A 20,626-nucleotide genomic window follows, 5' to 3' on the forward strand; every position below is an offset into this window, starting at 1 on the left:
ACAAAAATATCTCCTTCAATCAATTCTTCATCTTCCGAATTATCAAATGTAATGATATCTGTCAGCGTATCGTGGTCGAGGTATTCAACATTTATTTTGTGGAGATACTCGTCATCACAAAAAATATAATTGATTTCTGATAATTCAAACCCCTCTGCTTCAATGGTTGATTTTAGCCAACGTTTGGTCTTGATTGGGTTCGTAACCTTAAAATCAATGCTTTCTGTATGGAAATTTATCATTATGCTTTGTTTCTTCGCTTATCTAAAGTCATTAATAAAGCAGGTAAAAGAATAAGGTTGGCAATCATTCCCATTAAAAGTGTAATAGAGATGAGGCTACCTAAATAGACCGTACCTTTGAAATTGGAAACTGCAAATATACCAAATCCAAAAAACAAAATAATTGCCGTATAGAACATGCTTATACCTGTGTACATGATGGTTTCGGTAATTGCTTGCGAAACTGTCTTGTTATGATTCTTTAATTCATCTTTGTATTTTGTAAGGAAATATATCGTACCATCGGACGAAATACCAAAAGCAATACTAAACACTAAGATGGTTGTTGGTTTGAGTGGAATTCCAAAATATCCCATAACTCCAGCCGTAATGATTAGTGGCAAAATACTCGGAATAGTTGAAATCAGAATCATGCGGGCATCGAAAAATTGAGTGGCCATCACGATACAAATCAATCCAATTGCCCAGAGTGTACTTTCAATCAAATTTTGTAGTAAATAATCATTTCCTTTCATAAATACTACGCCATTCCCCGTAATTTTTGCCTCAATTTGTTCTTCTTTTGGTAGCCATTGTTTGGCCTCACGGTCGTAGTTGAAGATTGTATCTATTTTAGGTTGTAGTTTTTCTACTAACTCACGGATTCTGACCGTACCTGCATCGCCACATTGAAAACTCACACGTGTGTAGCGTTTTGTGCTATCAATAAATGGCGTAGCTAAGTTTTCTTTACCCTTTACAGTTCCAACGTATTCAGCAAGTTTCTGAAGTTCGAAAGTACCAGGTAACTGGAAATATTTTGGGTCACCGCCACGATACCCTTGATATACCAACTTAATGGCTTCAACCAACGAAATCGGGTTGGTAAAATCATCGTATTTGGCAAATTCTCGTTGCATCAACTTAATTTTATTGAGTACCTGTGGGTTTAAAACGCCATTTTCTTTTTTTGTATCGATAACAACTTCAAACGGCACAATACCATGAAAATGCTTCTCAATAAACTTCAAATCGGCATAAATTGGGTCTTTTTGTGGAAGGTCGTCAACGATGTATCCGATTGCTTTCAGACGACTCATGCCAATCGTAAAAACAACAACTAATAAAGCAATAAACCAATACAGGTTAGTGCGGCGAGTGTGTACGATACGATTCACATAGCTCAAGAATGCCGTGAGGTTTTTGTTTTCGAGGTGACGTACATTCTTGGCACTTGGTGGAGCAGAATAACTAAATAATATTGGAATCAAAATCAACGAAATTGCCCACGTTGACATCACACAAATGGCGGCTACTAAGCCAAATTCTAATAAAAGTGGGCTTCCTGTGAAATAAAACACAAAAAAACCAATGAAAGTAGTAACGTTGGCCAAAAAGGTAGTTTTTCCGATTTTCTCGATTGAAACCGCCAAGGCACGCATTTTATCGCTGTGCTTTAAGAACTCTTCTTGATATTTATTGACCAAGAATATCGTATTCGGAATACCAATAACGATAATTAGTGGCGGAATTAAGCCTGTAAGAATCGTAATCTTATATCCAAATAAGACGATATATCCTACTGACCAAATCACCGAAATGATAACCAGAAGCGAGGTGTAAAGTACAGTACGAATCGAACGGAAAAAAATATATAAAATACCGATGGTCACTAAGAATGCTAATCCAAGAAATCTCGTTAGTTCGGCCGAAACTTTTGAAATGAAGTTCGTACGGATAAATGGCATTCCAGAAAAATGAACTTCGATATTATTTTTTTCGCCAAAAGCCTTTGCAGCGGCTTCGATTTCTCTCGAAATCGTGATGCGTCCTTTACTATTGAGTTTGCTTTGGTCGAATGTAACGGCCATTAAATGAGCATTCCCTTCATTGCTGTAAATGACTCCTTTGTAAAAAGGTAATCGGTCAATTTTGGCTTTGAGGGTATCAACTTCGGCTTGTGTACTAGGTCGATTGGCAATTAGTGGAGGGAAGTTGAATTTTTTCTCGACACTATCTTTTTCAATTCCAAACAGATTAGCGTTTGATAAAACGTTTTTGATGCCTTCAATACCTTTTATTTTCTTGCTCAAATCATACCATTGCTGAAAAGTTTCGAGCTGATAAATTTTATCCGATTCCACGGCAATGACCATTACGTTGCCATCTTCGCCGAATCGTTTTTTAAAATCTTCGTAGATTTGAAAATTTTCGTCACTTTTTGGGAGAATTCTTGCTAATTCATAAGACATTGTAATTTTTGATGCCATGAAGCCCATAAAAATGGTTGCTACAAAGACAACAAATAACCAAGTCTTACGATTTTTTAAGATAATTTTTGAAAGATTATACCAAAACATAAATACGGTTTTTCAGTAGTCAGAAATATTATAGGCTTAGTTATGTGTAGGCTATTAAGCTGCAAAAATACTCATTTTTATAAGCATTGTCTAAAAAAAAACATTAATTGTAGCTACTCTAAACAATTCTAATTCGAATAAGAGGAATTGAAATACTTTTTCAGTAATAAATTTGCTGCTTGAACAGGTAAAATTTCTTCGGCGAGTACTTGGTTTGAGAGGGATGCCAAATGAGATTTTACTGAGTTATCAGAGAAAAAATGATTCTCAAGTACTTGTTTTATATAATCGTGCATCCAATTTAGGCTTTGTTCCTGCCGATTTTTCTTCCAAAAGCCATTTTCTTTCGTTTGTTTTTCAAAATCAAGAATAACTTGCCAAATGTCAGCCAGACCAGTTTTATCCAAAGCCGAACAGGTTAGTACTGGAGGGTACCAGTTGTTTGGAGTAGGAGGGAAAAGGTGCAGAGCATGAAGATACTCTAAGCGAGCGTTTTTAGCCTTTTGATTATTATCACCATCGGCTTTCGTGATAGCGATGGCATCGGCCATTTCCATGATTCCACGTTTGATGCCTTGTAGTTCATCGCCAGCTCCAGAAAGCATCAACAAAAGAAAGAAATCGACCATGCCTTTAACCACCGTCTCTGATTGGCCAACGCCAACTGTTTCAATAATAATCACATCAAAACCCGCTGCCTCACACAGTAGCATTGTTTCACGGGTTTTATTGGCTACACCACCGAGCGTGCTACCCGATGGAGATGGCCGAATAAATGCCAGTGAATCGTGGGCCAGTTCTTCCATACGAGTTTTATCTCCCATGATGCTTCCTTTTGTACGCTGGCTGGTCGGGTCGATTGCCAAAACCGCAATTTTTTTATTGAGAGATGTTATGTGTTTACCAAAAGCTTCAATAAATGTGCTTTTTCCAACGCCCGGCACACCCGTAATACCAATTCGTGTGGCTTTGCCCGTATATGGTAAAATTCTTTCTAATACTATTTGTGCTATCGCCCTATCACTTTCTAACTGGCTTTCTATCAGAGTAATAGCACGACTTAAAATAATTCTATTTCCTGCTATTATTCCCGAAATATATTCTTCCGCTGACAGACGTTTTTGCATAAATAGTATTTATATTGAGATGATTTCATTACATTTGAAAAACAAAGATATTAAACAAAATACAAATCCGACAGCTTTTATTCAAGCCTCATTTATTGAAAAAACTTTTAAGAAACGGATGAAAATTGTATTAATTGGAGCTACAACAGGAATCGGTCGGTCATTGGCCGAATTATACGCCTCATTTGGCCACGAAATGGTAATAACTGGTCGCAGGCTTGCACTTCTCGAAGAAGTTAAACAGGCTTTTCCTTCTACAAAAATCACTGCTATGGAAATGGACGTCGCTAAAACCGATGAAGCACGCAGCAAAATGGTAGAGGCCGAAAGTATTCTTGGTGGAATTGATTTAGTTATTATTAATGCCGGTGTTGGATTTCAGAAAGCTACCTATGAGCAAGAGATGAATACGATTGACATCAATGCTCGTGGTTTTACAGCGTTGGCTCAATGGTCGTATGTATATTTTGCACAAAAAGGTAAAGGGCATTTAGTTGGAATTTCTTCTTTGGCTTCACAAACAGGAAGTGCATATTCGCCCGAATATCATGCCACGAAAGCTTTTATGGCCAATTATATGTCAGGTTTGCGAATGCGTTCGGCCAAGTATAACCCTAATGTTTTTGTGACTGATATTCGCCCTGGCTTTGTTGATACACCAATGACTAAGCAAAATAAAGGAATGTTTTGGGTGGCAACACCACAAAAGGCTGCCCAACAGATTGCGGTAGCAATTGCCGCTCGTAAGAAAGTGGCCTACATCACGAAGCGTTATCAAATAATAGCAATTTTGTTGAAAATATTGCCAGAATGGCTCATTGCCAAGCTTTTTTAATTTTTGCATGATACTTCTCGGCTTTTCTAACATTTGCAGATGAAAGTTGTTTAATGATAAAATCAATTTTTCAGAAGATGAAGACAAATATTTACATTATTGTTATTTGCTTGTGTTTTTGGTCGTGCCAGAAAAATGAAACAGCTCCTTTGTGCCGTCTGACAAAGTTCGTTACCGAATTCCCTTCTACGAAATTGATTCACCATGATTTGATTACTTTAAAAGATAATCGGATTGAAAGAATGTATAGTTATGACCTTAGGAACGGTACGGATACCACCGCACGTCAGAAAGTTGTGTTTGAATATAATTCTTTGAGCAAGGTGAGTAGAATCCGAGATGAGTCAGCCTCTAATCGAATCATTGTATTTGATTTTGTTTATGGTAGCAAATCAACTCCTGATAAAGTGATTCAAAAAGTGAATAATGTTACAAATACTGAAATATTATTTGAATATGATACTCAAAATAGGCCAATTAGTGCCATTGGGTCTAATCTGATAGGAGTTAATCGGTCGATTGAATATGACTCAAGAGGTAATCCTTTTCGAATCACCAGAGCTGATTTTGGAAATTTAGCGACAATTAACGAACATACTTTTGACGACAAACGTAATTTTTTTGAGGGAATCCCTGAGATTGGTCTATACTGGCTGATTCGTCCATTATACAATTTTGTGCCATTTGGTAGCAATAATATAGTCGGGACAAAATTCTATTCGATACAGAATTTAGAGTTTAGAGAGGTGCCCGATGTCAGAACTATTCGAGAAACAACCTACAATAGCAATGGATTTCCGACGACCATGAACATAGTTTTGGAAAACCAAGGAAAAACCATCAGTAGTACATCAAGGTTTGAATATATGTGTGAGTAGCTTATATGTGGCTTAAGAAAGCCTCGGCCACAAGCATATCTTCGGGCGTAGTAATTTTAATATTTTCGTAGGCTCCATCAATTAAGGTAATTTTCTCACCAGCAAATTCTAAAACACTCGCACAATCAGTGAAAAACGACTGTTCTTCAGTTTCAAATGCTTTTTTCATCAAACTAACTCGAAAAGTTTGTGGTGTTTGAACCAGCTTTAATTTTGTGCGGTCGAGTGCAATGCTTTCACCATTTTCATTTACTTGTCTGACCGAATCTTTTGCCCAAACACTCGTCACTGCAGTTCCTTTTTCAGCGGCAACTACATAGGAGTTTTGTATTATTTCAAGATTAATCAATGGCCGGACACCATCATGAACGGCAACTAAACCATCTGATTTGATATTAGCTAATCCATTCTTTACCGACTGAAAACGTGAAGCACCGCCAACTGTAATCGTAATAGAATCTTTGAGGGTCTGGATGATACTATTTGAAGCTGTTATTTCATGCCAATATTCAATATCATTTTTAGGTAGAACGATAATGACTTGAATATGAGGGATTTGTAGGAATTTTTCGACCGTATGTAGTAATATTGGTTTGCCATTGAGTGGTAGGAACTGCTTGGGAATTTCGCTTTTCATACGACTTCCGCTACCCCCCGCTACAATAATTGCGTAAATTTCCCCAGCCCCAAAAGGGGAGTTTATTTCTTTGTTCTTCATCTCTTTTCTTTTGCTTCCCTTTAAGAGCTGGGGTGGACTGATTTTTTATAATATCAACATAACATCGCCATAAGTAAAGAATTTGTATTTTTCTTTGATGGCTTCGTTGTAGGCTTGCATAATTAACTCATGTCCGCCAAATGCACAAGCTGTCATCAATAAAATTGATTCTGGCAAGTGTAAGTTGGTAAGAAGGGCATTCGTGATTTTGAAGTCGAAAGGTGGGAAGATAAACTTATCTGTCCAACCATTATTTACTGGTTTTAAATGATTACTCGCCGAAACCGAAGATTCAATAGCTTTCATTGCAGTTGTGCCGATTGCACAAATTCTTCCTTCTTTATCAATTGAGTTATTAACAATATCACAAGTGCTTTCTGGAATGAAGAAATTTTCTGAGTCGGTTTTGTGCTTTGTCAAATCCTCCACATCAACTTGGCGGAATGTTCCGATACCAATGTGAAGTGTAATTGGGCAGAAGTTTGTTCCTTTCAATTCCATGCGGCGTTGAACATTGCGAGTAAAGTGCATACCCGCCGTTGGAGCAGCAACTGCACCTTCATTTTCAGCAAATATTGTCTGATAACGCTCTCTATCATCTTCGGTTACTGGACGCTTAATGATGTCAATCGGAAGTGGGGTTTCACCCAATTCGTGGATTGTTTTCATCATTTCTTCGTGCGAACCATCGAATAAAAATCTGATGGTACGACCACGAGAAGTAGTATTATCAATTACTTCGGCAACTAAATCGCTATCGCCAAAATATAATTTATTACCTACACGAATCTTACGGGCTGGGTCAACCAAAACATCCCACAGACGCATTTCACGGTTTAGTTCGCGTAGCAAAAAAACTTCGATTTTTGCACCTGTTTTCTCTTTTGAGCCATATAAACGTGCAGGAAATACTTTAGTGTTATTAACAACCATCGTATCGTTTTCGCCAAAGTAATCAACAATGTCTTTAAACATTTTATGTTCGATTTTTTTGGTTTTACGATTCACCACCATCATACGGCTGCTATCACGTTGTTCGTATGGATGCATGGCGATAAGGCTATGCGGAAGGTCTAATTTGAATTCTGAAAGTTTCATTGTTGTATTATTCCCAACTCTGTTTTTTACAGAGATATTGTTAGATTTCGTTCATGTATTGGGGTGATTGTTATCTGACATGAAGAAATTTAGGTGAAGAAAAATTGCTTAACCTAAGTATTTAAGGCTGCAAAGGTACGAAATCGAGATAGGGGGTGTCAAGTGTTTTAATATAAATGTTTTATAATAATTTGCAAAATATTATTAAAAAAAATGAGACACCATTTTTGGAGTCTCATTTCATGGTATTATTTTATGAGTTACACACTTATTTTTCCTTTCAAATAGAGTTTTCCTTTTCCTGCCATCAATACACGGTCGTTTTTTAGTGTACACTTCAAAAAACCTCTTCTGCTTGATATTTGCTCGGCGGTAAGTGTTGTTTTGTCCAATTTTTTTGCCCAATAAGGCACTAATTTTGTATGAGCTGAACCCGTTACAGGGTCTTCGTCGATTCCGGAACCTGGACCGAAGAATCGGGAAACAAAATCAATTTTCTTAGATTTTGCTTTAGCCGTTACGATAATACCTCGGGCTTTGATGTGTTTCAATGCCCCAAAATCTGGTTTCAGAGCTTCTACATCTTTTTGTGTGTTATAAACCAACATGTAGTCATCAGAAGCTCGATAAATCTCTGTTGGTTTTTTACCAATACTAGCAATTAAACCTTCTGGTGCCTCAGAAAGTACAGTTTCTTGCACAGGAAAATCGAGTTCCAGCCATTTGTCTTCTTTCGTTACCTTCAAAACACCACTTTTTGAGCCAAACGATACTACATTTTTAGGATATTTTAATACATTGAAAATGACGTATGCTGTGGCTAAAGTTGCATGTCCACACAGATTTACTTCAACTGTTGGTGTAAACCAGCGAATATCGAAGCCATTTTCGGAAGGAACAAAGAATGCAGTTTCAGAAAGGTTATTTTCAAAAGCTATTTTTTGCATCAAGTCGTCGGCTATCCACGATTTTAGTGGCACAACTGCGGCAGGGTTTCCTCCGAAAAGTTTATCGGTAAAAGCATCTACTTGGTAAATAGGTAATTGCATATGAGTTTGATGAAGTTAGTTGAAAATTGATTAGTTCGACCGATTGCATAATTCGTTGGTGAATAGCATTTGTTGGAGAATTATACTACTTTCGAGTTGGTTGTCAGACAACCATTTGAAAAATGATTGAAGTTTTTCTGGGTTCATGCTACCGCAAGTATTTTCATCACCAAAAAACGGGGCAGTAGCTATCAACGATTTTTCAATATCAATATTCTTTTTGTCTTCATCGGTAAGGTACATATTCAGAATATTCACCGCTTCTTTAATGTTATTTTTAGCGTATAAATAACCCTTCTTCGTGGCCTGAATAAATGACAAATAATCATTTTTTTGCGAAGTAACTTTGCTTCTTTTGGCAAAAATCACTGGTGAGTAGCCATAAGGAATGCCGAAGTCTGCGAGTGAAAACCTATTGAGTTCAATATTTTTGCTCGTAGCCTCAATTCCTTCCCAATTATCAAAAATCCAAGTTGCATCGGCTTTTCCTGCAAGTACGGTATTCCAAATGCCGAGTTTATCAGGATAAATGACTTGGATATCACCTTTTCCACCATCATTTTTTACCATTTCTTGCACAATATGGTCTTCGTATCGGGCTTTGTATGAGGCATATATTTTGCCATCTAATAGTTTCGGGCTGTCCAGTTTTGATGATTTTAGTGTAATTATGCTACTTAAATCTTCTTGTAGAATAGCAAAAACTGCGATAGCATCAACTACGTTGGCTTTGTTGTTTAAACTGATGACCGTTTCAAATGGAGCAATCGAAAAATCGCATAAATCTAATTCCAGTTTTTTTCCAGGAGTTAGGTTGTAATTATCTTCTATTGGGTTTAAAATTTCTACTTGAAAATTTTCATGTCCGTAAAAACCAAGTTCATTGGCAACAAACAAACCTATATGATTAACATTTGGAGTCCAGTCTAAAGCAATTTTAATCGTGTTCATTTTGTTTTGTGTGACGTGTAATTTGGAATGTTTTCTCTTGATTGTCAAAACCACAAAAAAAGAGAAGTGTTTCAAGCATTATGATTTTTTTGCAATCAGATTTTGTTTGGTCAGAAAAAGCATCAAGTATGTAATGCTGCCCAAATAAATAATATTTCGAGAGTCGATCAGACCTCGACCAAGGGCTTCATAATGGTATCCCAAACTCAAGAAACTGATGTAGTATTGTGTAACTCCGCTAAAAATATTGGCAAGTTGTTGAATACCATCGTATAGTACATAACACAATACCGCTCCAACAATAAATGCAACTATCTGATTATCAGTCATTGATGAGGCCCACAATCCAATGCTTGCAAAGGTAGCTCCAAGTAGCAGTAAGCCTAGGTATGAGCCAACAACTGCGGCAGAATCAATGTTGCCTTTTGGACTTCCCAGCTGATAAATTGAATAATAATAGAGCAATGTTGGAAGCAATGCAAGTAAAATAAGGAGAAAAATAGCTAAGAATTTTCCGATGATTATTTGCCACTCGCTCAATGGCTTTGTAAATAATAGTTCAATCGTACCACTTTTAAATTCTTCGGATAACGAACGCATAGTGATGGCTGGAATCAGGAAAATAAAGATAAAAGGCGACAACTGAAAGAAATTATTGAGGTCGGCATAGCCATAATCGAGTATATTCGAGTCAAAAAACCATGTAAACAATCCCACAATTACCAAGAAAACACCGATAACAATATAGGCAACCAATGAATTGAGAAAACTATTGAGTTCTTTACGAAATATTGAGAGCATTTTAGGGAATTTATTAATGAAATAAGAGCTTCTTAAAGAATTGTAAAATACCTTCTAAAATTCTAGATCAGCTTTAGTTGATCTAGTAATTGCTGAAATAATCAAAGAAAAAACAAATCCAATAATGATATGTAAGATAATTCCTTCTATAAAAACGAGCCCAGGCGTAGTATAGCGTGATGCATCTTCGAGCTCGCTGGCAATTCGATCTGGTGAAAACCCTTGAGCCTGCAACTGATTTCTATAAATCATTTCCATTTTTTCAACTACCGAAGGGTCAATGTAAGTATTGTAAACATTACTAAATATTTGATAAACTATTCCGGCAATTGCACTCATTAGTGTGCCGATTGATAAGCCCTCACTAAATGTGATGAAATAATTATTTAATTTTTTAAATTCTTGAATACTGAATATCAATCCAAATAATAGCAAGATAAAAGTTACCCAAGATAGAATTGGGATTTCGAATAATGATGTTTTGTAATAAACAATCGTATATAGAATACTTAATATTGCAGTGATGATTCCCCACTTGATAGCAATACGAGCAGATGACGGTTTTTCCATTTTATTTAAGTGTTAGGTTTTTTTGTAAGTAAATTTAACAAAAAAATCAAGAAATAGTAAATGTATGACGTCGAAAAATGACCGAAACTATAGTTACTCCAACGATACAAAGTTGTTTTTTTACGATTTCATCTAACAAAACATAACTCGCCGACGGTATTTCTTGGGCTTGTTTGAGTAATAGCTGGTACTCTGCAATACCGAAATCTCGGATGTGTGTATCTTTTATTTTTTCAATTCCTTTTATGTTTTCCTGTACCCACAGCATTATAGCGTGGTTCTGACCAAATGGTTTATCAATGAATTGAACAAACATAAAAAAGACCAAGCCTGTTATGATTGCAGCAATGAGGTTAGTCATGAAGCCGACAGAAAATCCTTCTGTGAAACTCAAAACACCTAAATTATTTGCCCTGTAAACCCAAGTTGCCACAATCACAAAAATAATGTTGATACCGAAAGCAGGTAATTTATATCGGCCAAATGGACTTTTTTCTAGGCCGTAATATTGGATGAGTGCTACTGCTATACAAATAATCGCTGCAATAGTTCCATAGGTAAACGCATATTTTAGAATTTTATTTTTCAACATTTTTTTTTAATTATTGATAAAAAATCTGCCTTTATTAATTACGGCCTTTACTTTACCAGTTAGTTTTTTATTGATGAATGGCGAATTTTTCGATTTTGATTGAATGTTTTTCGACTCATAAATCCATTCTTGAGTAGGGTCAAAAATAGTTAAATTCGCAAAGTTTCCTTCTTTGATACTTATATTTTCTAAACGCAACAACCTACGTGGTTGGTGCGTAATTTTTTCGATAATTTTTTCGATCGGAAGTTTACTGTAAGTATTGGCAACTGAAAATGAGGTTTCAAGAGCAATAACACCAAAGTCAGCCATATCAAATTCTAGGTTCTTTGATTCTTCATCTTGTGGATTATGATCCGATACCAGCACATCAATAGTACCATCTTCCAAGCCTTTTTGTAGAGCCGCTATATCATCCTGACTTCTAAACGGAGGATTTACTTTCAAATTTGTATCAAAATCTTTCAAATCGGCATCAGTAAATGCCAGTTGATGGGCGGCAATATCGCAACTTACAGGCAAGCCTTTGGTTTTTGCTTGTCTGATTAGTTCAACACTTTTTTTGGTAGAAATTGTAGAAAAATGCAGACAACTATTTGAACCGCCTTCGAAATTATCGCCCAAGTAATATTCTAAAAGTTTCAAATCACGCATCAACATTAATTCTTCGGCGGTTGATGGAATTCCTTTCATACCTAGAAGTGTACTTTCAATACCTTCGTGCATCTGCCCGAAAATTGTCATTGAAGGCTCTTCGGGTCTGTTTATCAAAAGTGAGTCAATAGGGGCGAGGTACTGTAAAGTTTTTAAAAGTATATCTGCATTCCAAAGAGGGTGATCACCATCGGTGAAGGCCACAGCACCAGCTTGGTGTAAATCAAGCATTTCGGTGAAATCTTTTCCTTCACAGTTTTTCGTGACAGCACCAGTCGGATGAATCGTAATGAGTTGTGATAAAGCAAAATTTTTGATGTATGCGATCGCCTCTTTTGTCTGAACAACCGGCTTGGTATTAGGTAGTGTAACAATTTCAGTAAAACCACCTGCTATTGCGGCGGCAGTTAAAGACGCTAAATCTTCCTTAGATTCATAACCAGGATCCTTTGAGGCGACTCTCATATCAATCCAACCAACCGAAACATGGAGGTTATCGCCGCTAATTGTTTGGTCCGAATTGGTTTCAATGTTATCAGCAATTTGCTGGATTACACTATTTTCAATTAAAATATCTTTTGTAAGACCATTATACTCGGACGAACTATCAATAATTTTTACTGATTTTAATAAAATTCTCATTAGATTATAAGATAAATTGGCCAACAATTGTTTATTCCATATGAGCAGGTTGTTAGCACTTTTATTTACACTTCAACGAATCAAGGATCAATTCTTGTTTCAAAAATCAAAAAAAATGCCCTATTGAGGGCATTTGTGGGAATATTATTTCAAGATGATATTCATTGTTTATACGATTGTCTGATATGTTGCCGCATCCATTAATGCATCCACATCAGCAATATTTTCAACTTCAATTTTTACCATCCATCCTTCACCGTATGGATCTGAATTGATTAGCTCAGGATTATTGGCCAATGCAGGATTTACCTCTAAGATTTTGCCTGCTACTGGTAAAAATAGGTCAGAAACAGTTTTTACTGCTTCAACGGTTCCGAATATCTCGTTGGCAGCCAATGTTTGTCCAACAGTTTCGATTTCTACAAATACGATGTCTCCTAATTCGCTTTGTGCAAAATCAGTAACTCCAATTACCGCAATGTTTCCTTCGGTAACTCTTATCCATTCGTGTTCGCTGGTATAGCGTAAGTCAGCAGGGTAATTCATTATTGATGAAAGTTTTAAATTTGGCTGCAAGTTACAGCAAATGTTGGAAAACTGAAAAATGTAGTTAAAAAAGTTTTTTAATCGTCTGCACCGTAGGGCTAACCTTTCCCTTTTGGGTTAGAACTATAGTGCAGACCTTTACTTATTCAGAAAGACTAAATCTTACATTCAAGCCTCCCGTTGTGGTTGTTCGTGGGAATGAAAAATTGGTTACAAACGGACGGTTTACTAAATGATCGATGTAGAAATTCATCAAAATTCGCTTATTTATTTGATAAGAAATTCTTGGTCCAAATTGGAAATTATAATTTCCTTGTGTTGGCTGAGGGTCGCCATCCAGTTTTCTTTGGATCCCCTTAATATCTCTTAAAGTCAGATTGAATTGTAAGTTTAAATCGTTTTTAAGCGTGATAATTTCACCATCTCGTCCTCTGAAAGGCAGTTTTACACCGTTTTTCTTGAAACCAAAATTAAATACAAAGTCATCACTCGAATATTCAGCAATTTGGGAGTTCGATAGATTTAATGAAGCCCTACGCTCTTTATTGTATTCAAATTTACCCGAAATTTTACTTTTGGTAACGAACTGAACACCGATAAATGGAGCAAATTTTTCATCAATCGTAATAGTACTCATAATGAAAACAGGTACAAATTGCCCCAATGAATTTAACACTTCTGAATTAGGCAGCGGATAGCCTTTTTGAGCTAAATTTATGGCTATATCAGTTTTATTATATTCAAGAGATGAGGTGAAATTACCTACATTAAAGTTTGAAGTATAACTATGATTGATTGTAATTGAGCTAAAGATACGCTTAAATGGTTCTAAATTGGCTAAACCGCTATAATCAATTCGCCAGTTTGGTAGTGGTATATTAATTTTTCTTCCGTTCGGGTTGAAAGGATTAAAACCAATTTTCGCACGCTCTCCTTTACCGCTGTAGGCCGCAAAAAAGGCTGGAATCAAGATATCTTGCGAGTTTTTATTGTAGAATGCCTTGTTTAATGGGTCAAGTTCTTCGCCAATTTTAAACTGACTATAATACATTTGGTCTCTATAATTGAGCATATTATAGAATACTTTGTACTGATAGCTTGTGCTGGTATCCTGCCCAACAATTTCTTGTTTTTGGGTCATGCGTGCAAAAGCAGTTCGGAAGCCCCAAAACGACATTCCGTAATTTCCGTTTCTAACCTGATTCGAACTTTCGTATTGGTTATTTGCTCCTACAATATAATTCTCTTGGTAAGTATCGCCACGACTCATATTTCCGCTAATCTGAATTCTCAAATCTTTGCTTGGCTCGATGGTTGTTCGATAGCTAAATTTGATTTGGCGGGTCTGCGTATAGGGCTGCGTTTGTGTTTTTGTCAGCGAAAGCCAGCCATTTTTGGCTGCAATTTTCTGGAAACCCTCATCTTGGTCACCATTTTCGTTGATAAACTTATACCGTTGAGCTCCAAGTACAAAGTTGAGAGCATCCATATTATTGAAGTCAGAGCTAAGACCAAAAAACTTAGGAGCTGGCATAAAACCAGGTAAGATTGAGGTTTCGGTAATAGAATAATCATAATCAATTCCACGCACACTCATGAGTAGTCTGGTAAAGGTCTTTGCAAGATTACTCGTTGAAACTTCAATATTTTCATCATCACCCGGGTTACGCGTAAAGCGTTTCTTCACAGGAGTCGGGCTGTTGGCAAATCGAAGATACTTTGCCTTGTTGTAAAGTTTTACAAAGTCGATTTTACCTCTTACTCCTCGGTCACGACCGTTACGGATTGTGTTACCGAATGGAATATTCAAATCATCAAGAATATTTAACGAAACAGCCTGATAGTTAAACTGATTGTTATATTTAGCATCTGCCGTCATCCAATCGAGCAAGAAAAACTTATCTAATGGCAAGCGATACGTTAAACGTATTTCTTGGTTAAAGTTTCTCGCACGTCCAAAGCGTTTCAAGCTATTGATTAGTGAATCAGTTTTTTGTTTCGTATTTAAGTCTCCTTGTGGTTCGTCAATCAAGGCATTCATTGTTGCCGAATAATTGAGTAAAACACTCTTGGTCAGATTCCATTGTAAATCGTACATGCGGTTCATCAAGAAATATTTCTCAAACATCGGAATAATTCCACTCGTGGTCAGTTCAGCGTTTCTTAATTGTGTTTTGGCAAAACTTCTATCAAAATCGGTTCTGAAAGCCATCACTGTTGGAAGTGGTGAAAGATTGAAATCTTTTAGCCAATACAAAAAGGGGCGATCGAGTGATTTTTTATTTTTGAAAGGCTCCCAATTGATTTGCTTTGGCTGAAACTGATACGTAAATCCACCTTTATATTGATTAAGTGCATACTCATCAATCAATATGTTAGTTCGGCTTACATTGTTTTGGGCGTAAGTAAAAGTAAAGTTCTCAATATCGTAGAAATGAGATTTGGCACCCTCTTTGGTCTTTATTTTACGTACATTCGAAAAATTGAAGCCTCTACGAGTATTATCGTCAACCACTAATCGACGGTATCTTTCACGCTGAGCTTGGTCAGAAATATTTGCTAAAGCAATTTCCAATGGCATATCAGGGTCAAGCGGATTGAAATGCGGCGTGACGGTTTGTTTATCAAAATTAATAAAAAACGGTATCTTCAAACCCCATTTTTCTGGCAATAATTTATCGAGTTCAATATTTGAGGCAATGCCTATGCCTGTTCCATTATCTCTCGAACGCTCCGAAATTTTATCTTGCACACCGCCAAAACCGAAACCTTTGTAGTTGCCGTTTACTGTTAGCGTCGCTAAATCGGCTAACTTGATGTTGGCGGCCAAGAGAGCGGCATCGCCCGAGGTTTGATCAAAGCCGTAAGCACGTAATTCGTTCATCCAAACCAAGAAAGTTTTGGGTGAAGGGTCTTGTTCACTTTTTGGGTTGGTTATCCCAAGCATAATTGTTAGAATGGTGCTTAAATCAGGGTTTCCAATGACCGAAATTTTGAATTTTTCATCCTCGGTCTTTCTGGTGTATCTTACATTTAAGTTTTTAGCCACTCTATTTCTTTCTGCTTTGAGTCTGACCAGTTCTTGCAAAGCAACATCAATAGAGTTTTCCTCTGGCCAAATTTCTTTGTCAACTATTGCTCCTCTTTGGGTCATTTTTAACTGTGGAATTTCAATTTCGTAGTAGTTTTCGGTCAAGTCAGTACCGATACGAATGAATGCTCCACCAATTTCTTTTTCGTTATAATCATCATTTTCGGCGTGAATAAACATGCGTAAACGCTTATAGTTTAGCATATCTACACGAGTATTCTTGAAAACCGCACGAGAGTCTCCATCACGTAAATTTTTTACACCCAACGAAATAGATTGTTCGTTGAATTTGATATTAAATTGTTGTTGCGTAACGTCTTGGTCACGAATAAAATCTGGCGGAACCACATACGGAATTTTACCTTCTTTTACATTACAGTTTTGGCCATCTTCTGAGCAACCATTTTCTTCGATACTCACTACGCCCACCTTAAAGTTTGCATCGTAGGGCTCAGGAACTTCGGTTAAACCAGCATTACTCAAATTTTTATCATAAACACGATAACTATTCGATTCAAGTTGAAGTGATGCAAAACGTAGAACTACTGGTTTATCAAAATCAGTCAAGACCGTACGCATGAAACGAATCGATTTGAAGCCGTTAATATCTCCATACTTTCGGGTAGGTTGTTTGATTGGTATTCTGAACAAATACCACGTTGCTTCTGTGCCAGGCACATTCACTTTATCTACAATGAAGCCCTGCCCAACTTCCATTTTATTCGGACGGAGGTCAATTTCATATTCATAATAATTCTCTACATCATTGATTGTATTATCGGCATTGATATCTTCTTTATCAGGCGTAACTGAGTTGGCTGGTGTAGCTACATCGGTTGATTGTGAATTATTTTGTGGCGAATTATTTTCAACGCCTAAATAGTTTTTAAAACGTTGCAGAAGGTTTTTATTTTGTGCGTCATAATCGGCATCAATGAAAAACTTGAAGTTATCGCCCGATGGGTCTTTCACAATTTCTTCATACACGTCAGGGTTTACTTTTCCTCTAATATCCTCCAAATATCTTTTAATATGCGGAAAATCTCTTTCTTCGTTGTTTGACAACCCATCTAAACCAACGTCTTGTTTTTCTCTCGAACCTGCCTGATTATCAAAAGCATCAGTCAAGAATTGGATGCTTGGGGCTTTTCCCCAACGTGTTGTGACAGGCTGTGAGGCAGTTCCACCGTTTGGAAGAAGACCATTTTCAAAGTTATTTCTACTGTCAGGAATAAAATCTTCCGAAACATCGCCCAAGTGAAATAAGAGTTTTCCACCAGTAGTATTTCTGGTATCACCTTCGGGTAGAATATCTTTATAGCCTGCTCTTACAACATCGGCAAATGGATTGAGCATCCAGAATGTTAGGTATTCGGTGTTGGCATTTTCAAAGTCATTATCTGCTGTAATTCCACGCATGACTGCACCAAAATTATCTTTTGGATTGGGCAGAAAACCATTGTTATCTAAAGTTGGATTGAAGTTATACATGCCTCGCTCGGCAGGGAAATAACTAATGTCTAGAATATTTAATGGAATTGATGAGTTGAATGCAGGCAGCGAGCGACCGGTAAAAATCTGGTTTGGTGAAAAGGCTTTTTCGTAGAGATTATTATTAGCCTCAGCCGTCACGTTATCAGGTAGAACACCGGCACCAAAACCACCATTGAAATACGTAGTTTGATCAACAGTATAAACTGATATTTTACCTCGACGGTAGTTGTAATTATAATTTGTTCCACTGCCTTGGAATGATTCAGGAGTAGAACCCGGCCGCCAACGAGTTGGTTGACGAGTCATATCTATGATGTTTCTGGTTGATTCAAAATCATCAATCATCGCATTACCGCCAATTCTTTTGTCGTTTACGGCTGGTATTAACTTAGCATATTCGGCAGTAAGTTGAATCGAAGACATTTCTTTGGTTTGAATCAAAGGAAGTGCATCAAGCATTCGAGTAAGGAATCGAGAATCTTTTCTCAGATTTACATCAACTCCTAAAATTGTATTATTTACTGGTTCTTGCCCGATGGCCACCCTTGTCAGAAAACCAGGTGTACTTTCTCGGAGTGTCATGGCTGTTGCCCCGATATGAATATCCTTATTGAGATTATAATCAAGTCTTGTACCAAGCATAATTCTACGCTGCGTATTGAATAAGTCGGGTTTTTCCCATTCGATACGAATTTGGCGAGCAGAATTTAAAATACTTTGGTTGATGATTTTTATTTTGCCAAGTTGTGGTTCAATGGTGTAGTCGGCACCTTCTTGTAATTGCACACCACCAGCAAAAATTCTAACCGATTGTCCTGAAGCTCCCAATGGTAATGAGATTTCGGAAGCGTTGCTGGCTTGTAAGCTACCTCTGATGAAAAACTTGTTTTTGGTTGTAACTTGCTGAGCATCAGCCATTGTAGTGCGATATAGCTCATTGAAGACATATTTTTCTCTCAGGTTTTGTTCGTCTATATCGAATTTATCATTAAGGGTTTTTCCGAAAGGTTCAAGAACAGGAAAAATCATTTTTCCCTGTTTGGTATCGATTGTTACATCCTCCACAAAATCAAAGTTGCCGTCTCCATCTGGTAATTGGGGGTCGTTGTTTGGGTTTAAGCGGTCGAGATTCATCACCCTAATGAGTGGAATATTTTGTAGTTTTCGCCCTTCTTGTAAATTGGGTGTATCCATTCCCGTACGGTCATCTTTGTAGATAATACGTAGTTGAAATCCTTGACGACCAACACCAGGTGTACCGAGTGAATAAATATTTTTCATCATCAAATTCCACATCGGGCTATTCGTCCGGTTACGAATCGTAGAAGATTTGATGAGTTTGAGCATAATTACTTCATCTTCACGGCGAGAAGAATAATCTTCTGTCAATTCTCCGACTTTATAGGTGCGGCCGTTATAAGTGTATTCGTAGGCCACAGCCAAGATTTCGTCATTACGTAATGGAGTAACCAACGAAATGTATCCTAATTCTTGGTTGTACTTAAATTCTCTATCTGTTAAGCGTTTCGAGCCTCTCAAAACCTCATAATCAATGCCTTTTTTCAAACCGAGGTTTGCCAAAGTTCCAGTGCTATCATCAACACGACGGAAGTTTGGATTTCTATTGAGTTTGTCATAAAGTGGAGTGGCATTATTATCAACTACGTTGTATTTTCCTGTTGCGTCGGGTAGTTCACCTAAGTCGGTAAAGGCCGTTAGGTTTCGCATTGATTCAATGCTATTGGTTCGGTTGGTTACATAAACTTCCAAACGAGTGATTCTGACATTTGAAAGCACCAAAGGTAAATTTCTGAGCGACTTTTCGTAATTATCTCTAAAAAACTGAGCTAAAAAGAAGTGTCGGTTTTCGTCATAATTATCGCAGCGAATTTCAAAAGTTCGACTTTGTTGACCGCCGTTCAAAACGATTGATTCGGTGCGTGAGCGTTGTTGGGCAACAACCGCCGTAACATCTAATTTGCCAAATCTAAATGCTGCTTTTACACCCATCAAGTTTTGAACACCTGGTATCAATTGGCTTTTCACTGGCATACTGATATTTCCACCCTCTACTTTTTGGAGAATATCTTCAGGTTGGTTTTTAAAATTTAACTTTAATTGATTTTCAAAGTTGAAAGCTGCTTTTGTATCAAGGTTGGTTAATACGCCTAATTTATCACCAATTTTACCGTTAAAATTGATGTTTATTTGTTCGTTGAAGTTAAAAAGTGTCTGTTTACGCTGAATGAGTGGTAAAAATGGATTATCAATGAACTGTCTGATTAGTTGAAAATCGAGGGTTACGAAACCATTGGGCTTTAAATCAGGTAAACTACCACCAAAGATTCTGTCAACCACTGGGTTTTTCTCAATTAAAGGTCTTAGTCCACGTCCACTAACTGCACTTTTTCCATCTTGTAAGTTTTCATAATCTCTGAGAATACTACGTCTTACACTGGCATTTTGAATACTTGAATATTCGTTGAATGTCAAGGCTTGCGGAACTTTGTAGTCAATTCTATTACCTGCTTTTTCACTAATGGAGATTTCTTTTGAATCAGGCGATAATTTAAAATCAGTAATAATATTTTTCGAATCTTTCAGATAAAACGGAGACTGCGGAACTTTGGCCGTGTAACGATTCAAATAACGGTCTTGCCAACGATAACTCGGACGACTTCCCGTACGAGTTATGACGGTGTCTTTTTCTGGTAATGCAAGAGAATCGACTGTGGTTTTCTCTTTTGAGCTTAAAGGAGCAGTTCCACCTTTTCTACGATTTTGAGCAAATAAGTCATTGGTGCTTATCAGTTCAAAAAAACAAAAGAGTAAAAGTAAAGTAACACGATTTGATTTTAATAGCTGTCTGAACATACAGTTTTTAGGAAAATTCAATAGGAGTATCAAGAACTAAACGACTAAAACCTTGCCAATAGTCTGTAATGATTATTTTTTTGGTCGCTTTTTTTTAGTTTCAAGCAAAAGAATAACGCTGAATA

15 protein-coding genes are annotated in these 20,626 nt (G+C 37.0%); 2 read left to right on the forward strand and 13 right to left on the reverse strand.

The genetic code is table 11. The annotated features are described in order from the left end of the window. From ACOVO2_RS09790 to meaB, 3 genes are all read right to left on the reverse strand, one after another. The coding region (locus ACOVO2_RS09790; RefSeq protein ID WP_421769789.1) for an rRNA maturation RNAse YbeY at positions 1-242 on the reverse strand (242 nt) is incomplete at its 3' end. Beyond that, on the reverse strand, positions 242-2,581 hold the full coding sequence (locus ACOVO2_RS09795; protein ID WP_421769790.1) for an efflux RND transporter permease subunit: 2,340 nt from the start codon (positions 2,579-2,581) through the stop codon (positions 242-244). The genes ACOVO2_RS09795 and ACOVO2_RS09790, both read right to left, overlap by 1 nt. Before the next feature lie 128 nt (positions 2,582-2,709). After that, on the reverse strand, positions 2,710-3,708 hold the full coding sequence (gene meaB / locus ACOVO2_RS09800; protein WP_421769791.1) for a methylmalonyl Co-A mutase-associated GTPase MeaB: 999 nt from the start codon (positions 3,706-3,708) through the stop codon (positions 2,710-2,712). 118 nt (positions 3,709-3,826) lie between these two features. Between meaB and ACOVO2_RS09805 the strand changes: the two genes are divergently transcribed. Then, entirely contained in the window at positions 3,827-4,543 is a 717-nt protein-coding gene (locus tag ACOVO2_RS09805) for an SDR family NAD(P)-dependent oxidoreductase (RefSeq protein WP_421769792.1), read from the forward strand. A 77-nt stretch (positions 4,544-4,620) separates the two neighbouring features. Further along, a complete protein-coding gene (locus ACOVO2_RS09810) occupies positions 4,621-5,421 on the forward strand; it encodes a hypothetical protein (RefSeq protein WP_421769793.1) in 801 nt (266 codons plus the stop codon). A 1-nt stretch (position 5,422) separates the two neighbouring features. On the opposite strand, the gene ACOVO2_RS09815 is transcribed toward ACOVO2_RS09810, so the two are convergent. The 10 genes from ACOVO2_RS09815 to sprA form a co-directional block, all read right to left on the reverse strand. After that, complete coding sequence (locus tag ACOVO2_RS09815; RefSeq protein ID WP_421769794.1) at positions 5,423-6,139, reverse strand: 2-C-methyl-D-erythritol 4-phosphate cytidylyltransferase; 717 nt, start codon at positions 6,137-6,139, stop codon at positions 5,423-5,425. Between the two features lie 45 nt (positions 6,140-6,184). Then, positions 6,185-7,237: a tRNA preQ1(34) S-adenosylmethionine ribosyltransferase-isomerase QueA gene (queA, locus tag ACOVO2_RS09820; RefSeq protein WP_421769795.1), complete on the reverse strand. Its 1,053-nt coding sequence runs from the start codon at positions 7,235-7,237 to the stop codon at positions 6,185-6,187. A 260-nt stretch (positions 7,238-7,497) separates the two neighbouring features. Beyond that, positions 7,498-8,286: a PhzF family phenazine biosynthesis protein gene (locus ACOVO2_RS09825; RefSeq protein ID WP_421769796.1), complete on the reverse strand. Its 789-nt coding sequence runs from the start codon at positions 8,284-8,286 to the stop codon at positions 7,498-7,500. Positions 8,287-8,316: 30 nt separating this feature from the next. After that, the gene (locus ACOVO2_RS09830) at positions 8,317-9,237 is read right to left on the reverse strand and encodes an ABC transporter substrate-binding protein (protein ID WP_421769797.1); all 921 of its coding nucleotides are present in this window, start codon (positions 9,235-9,237) and stop codon (positions 8,317-8,319) included. Positions 9,238-9,315: 78 nt separating this feature from the next. After that, the gene (gene gldF / locus ACOVO2_RS09835; RefSeq protein ID WP_421769798.1) at positions 9,316-10,038 is read right to left on the reverse strand and encodes a gliding motility-associated ABC transporter permease subunit GldF; all 723 of its coding nucleotides are present in this window, start codon (positions 10,036-10,038) and stop codon (positions 9,316-9,318) included. A 54-nt stretch (positions 10,039-10,092) separates the two neighbouring features. Further along, positions 10,093-10,608, reverse strand: a complete 516-nt coding sequence (locus ACOVO2_RS09840; protein WP_421769799.1) for a DUF4199 domain-containing protein — start codon at positions 10,606-10,608, stop codon at positions 10,093-10,095. Between the two features lie 46 nt (positions 10,609-10,654). Further along, positions 10,655-11,200, reverse strand: coding sequence for a DUF4199 domain-containing protein (locus ACOVO2_RS09845; RefSeq protein ID WP_421769800.1), 546 nt, complete (start codon positions 11,198-11,200; stop codon positions 10,655-10,657). A gap of 6 nt (positions 11,201-11,206) precedes the next feature. Continuing rightward, on the reverse strand, positions 11,207-12,496 hold the full coding sequence (locus tag ACOVO2_RS09850) for a dihydroorotase (RefSeq protein WP_421769801.1): 1,290 nt from the start codon (positions 12,494-12,496) through the stop codon (positions 11,207-11,209). Between the two features lie 168 nt (positions 12,497-12,664). Further along, positions 12,665-13,042 (reverse strand): glycine cleavage system protein GcvH, encoded by a 378-nt coding sequence (gene gcvH / locus ACOVO2_RS09855; RefSeq protein WP_421769802.1) that lies wholly within the window; start codon positions 13,040-13,042, stop codon positions 12,665-12,667. A gap of 142 nt (positions 13,043-13,184) precedes the next feature. Then, positions 13,185-20,501 carry a cell surface protein SprA gene (gene sprA / locus ACOVO2_RS09860; protein WP_421769803.1) on the reverse strand — a complete coding sequence of 2,439 codons (7,317 nt, stop codon included), beginning with the start codon at positions 20,499-20,501 and terminating at the stop codon, positions 13,185-13,187. Positions 20,502-20,626 lie beyond the last annotated feature (125 nt).

Origin of the sequence: Emticicia sp. (assembly GCF_049241225.1) — a bacterium.
Lineage (GTDB): Bacteria > Bacteroidota > Bacteroidia > Cytophagales > Spirosomataceae > Emticicia.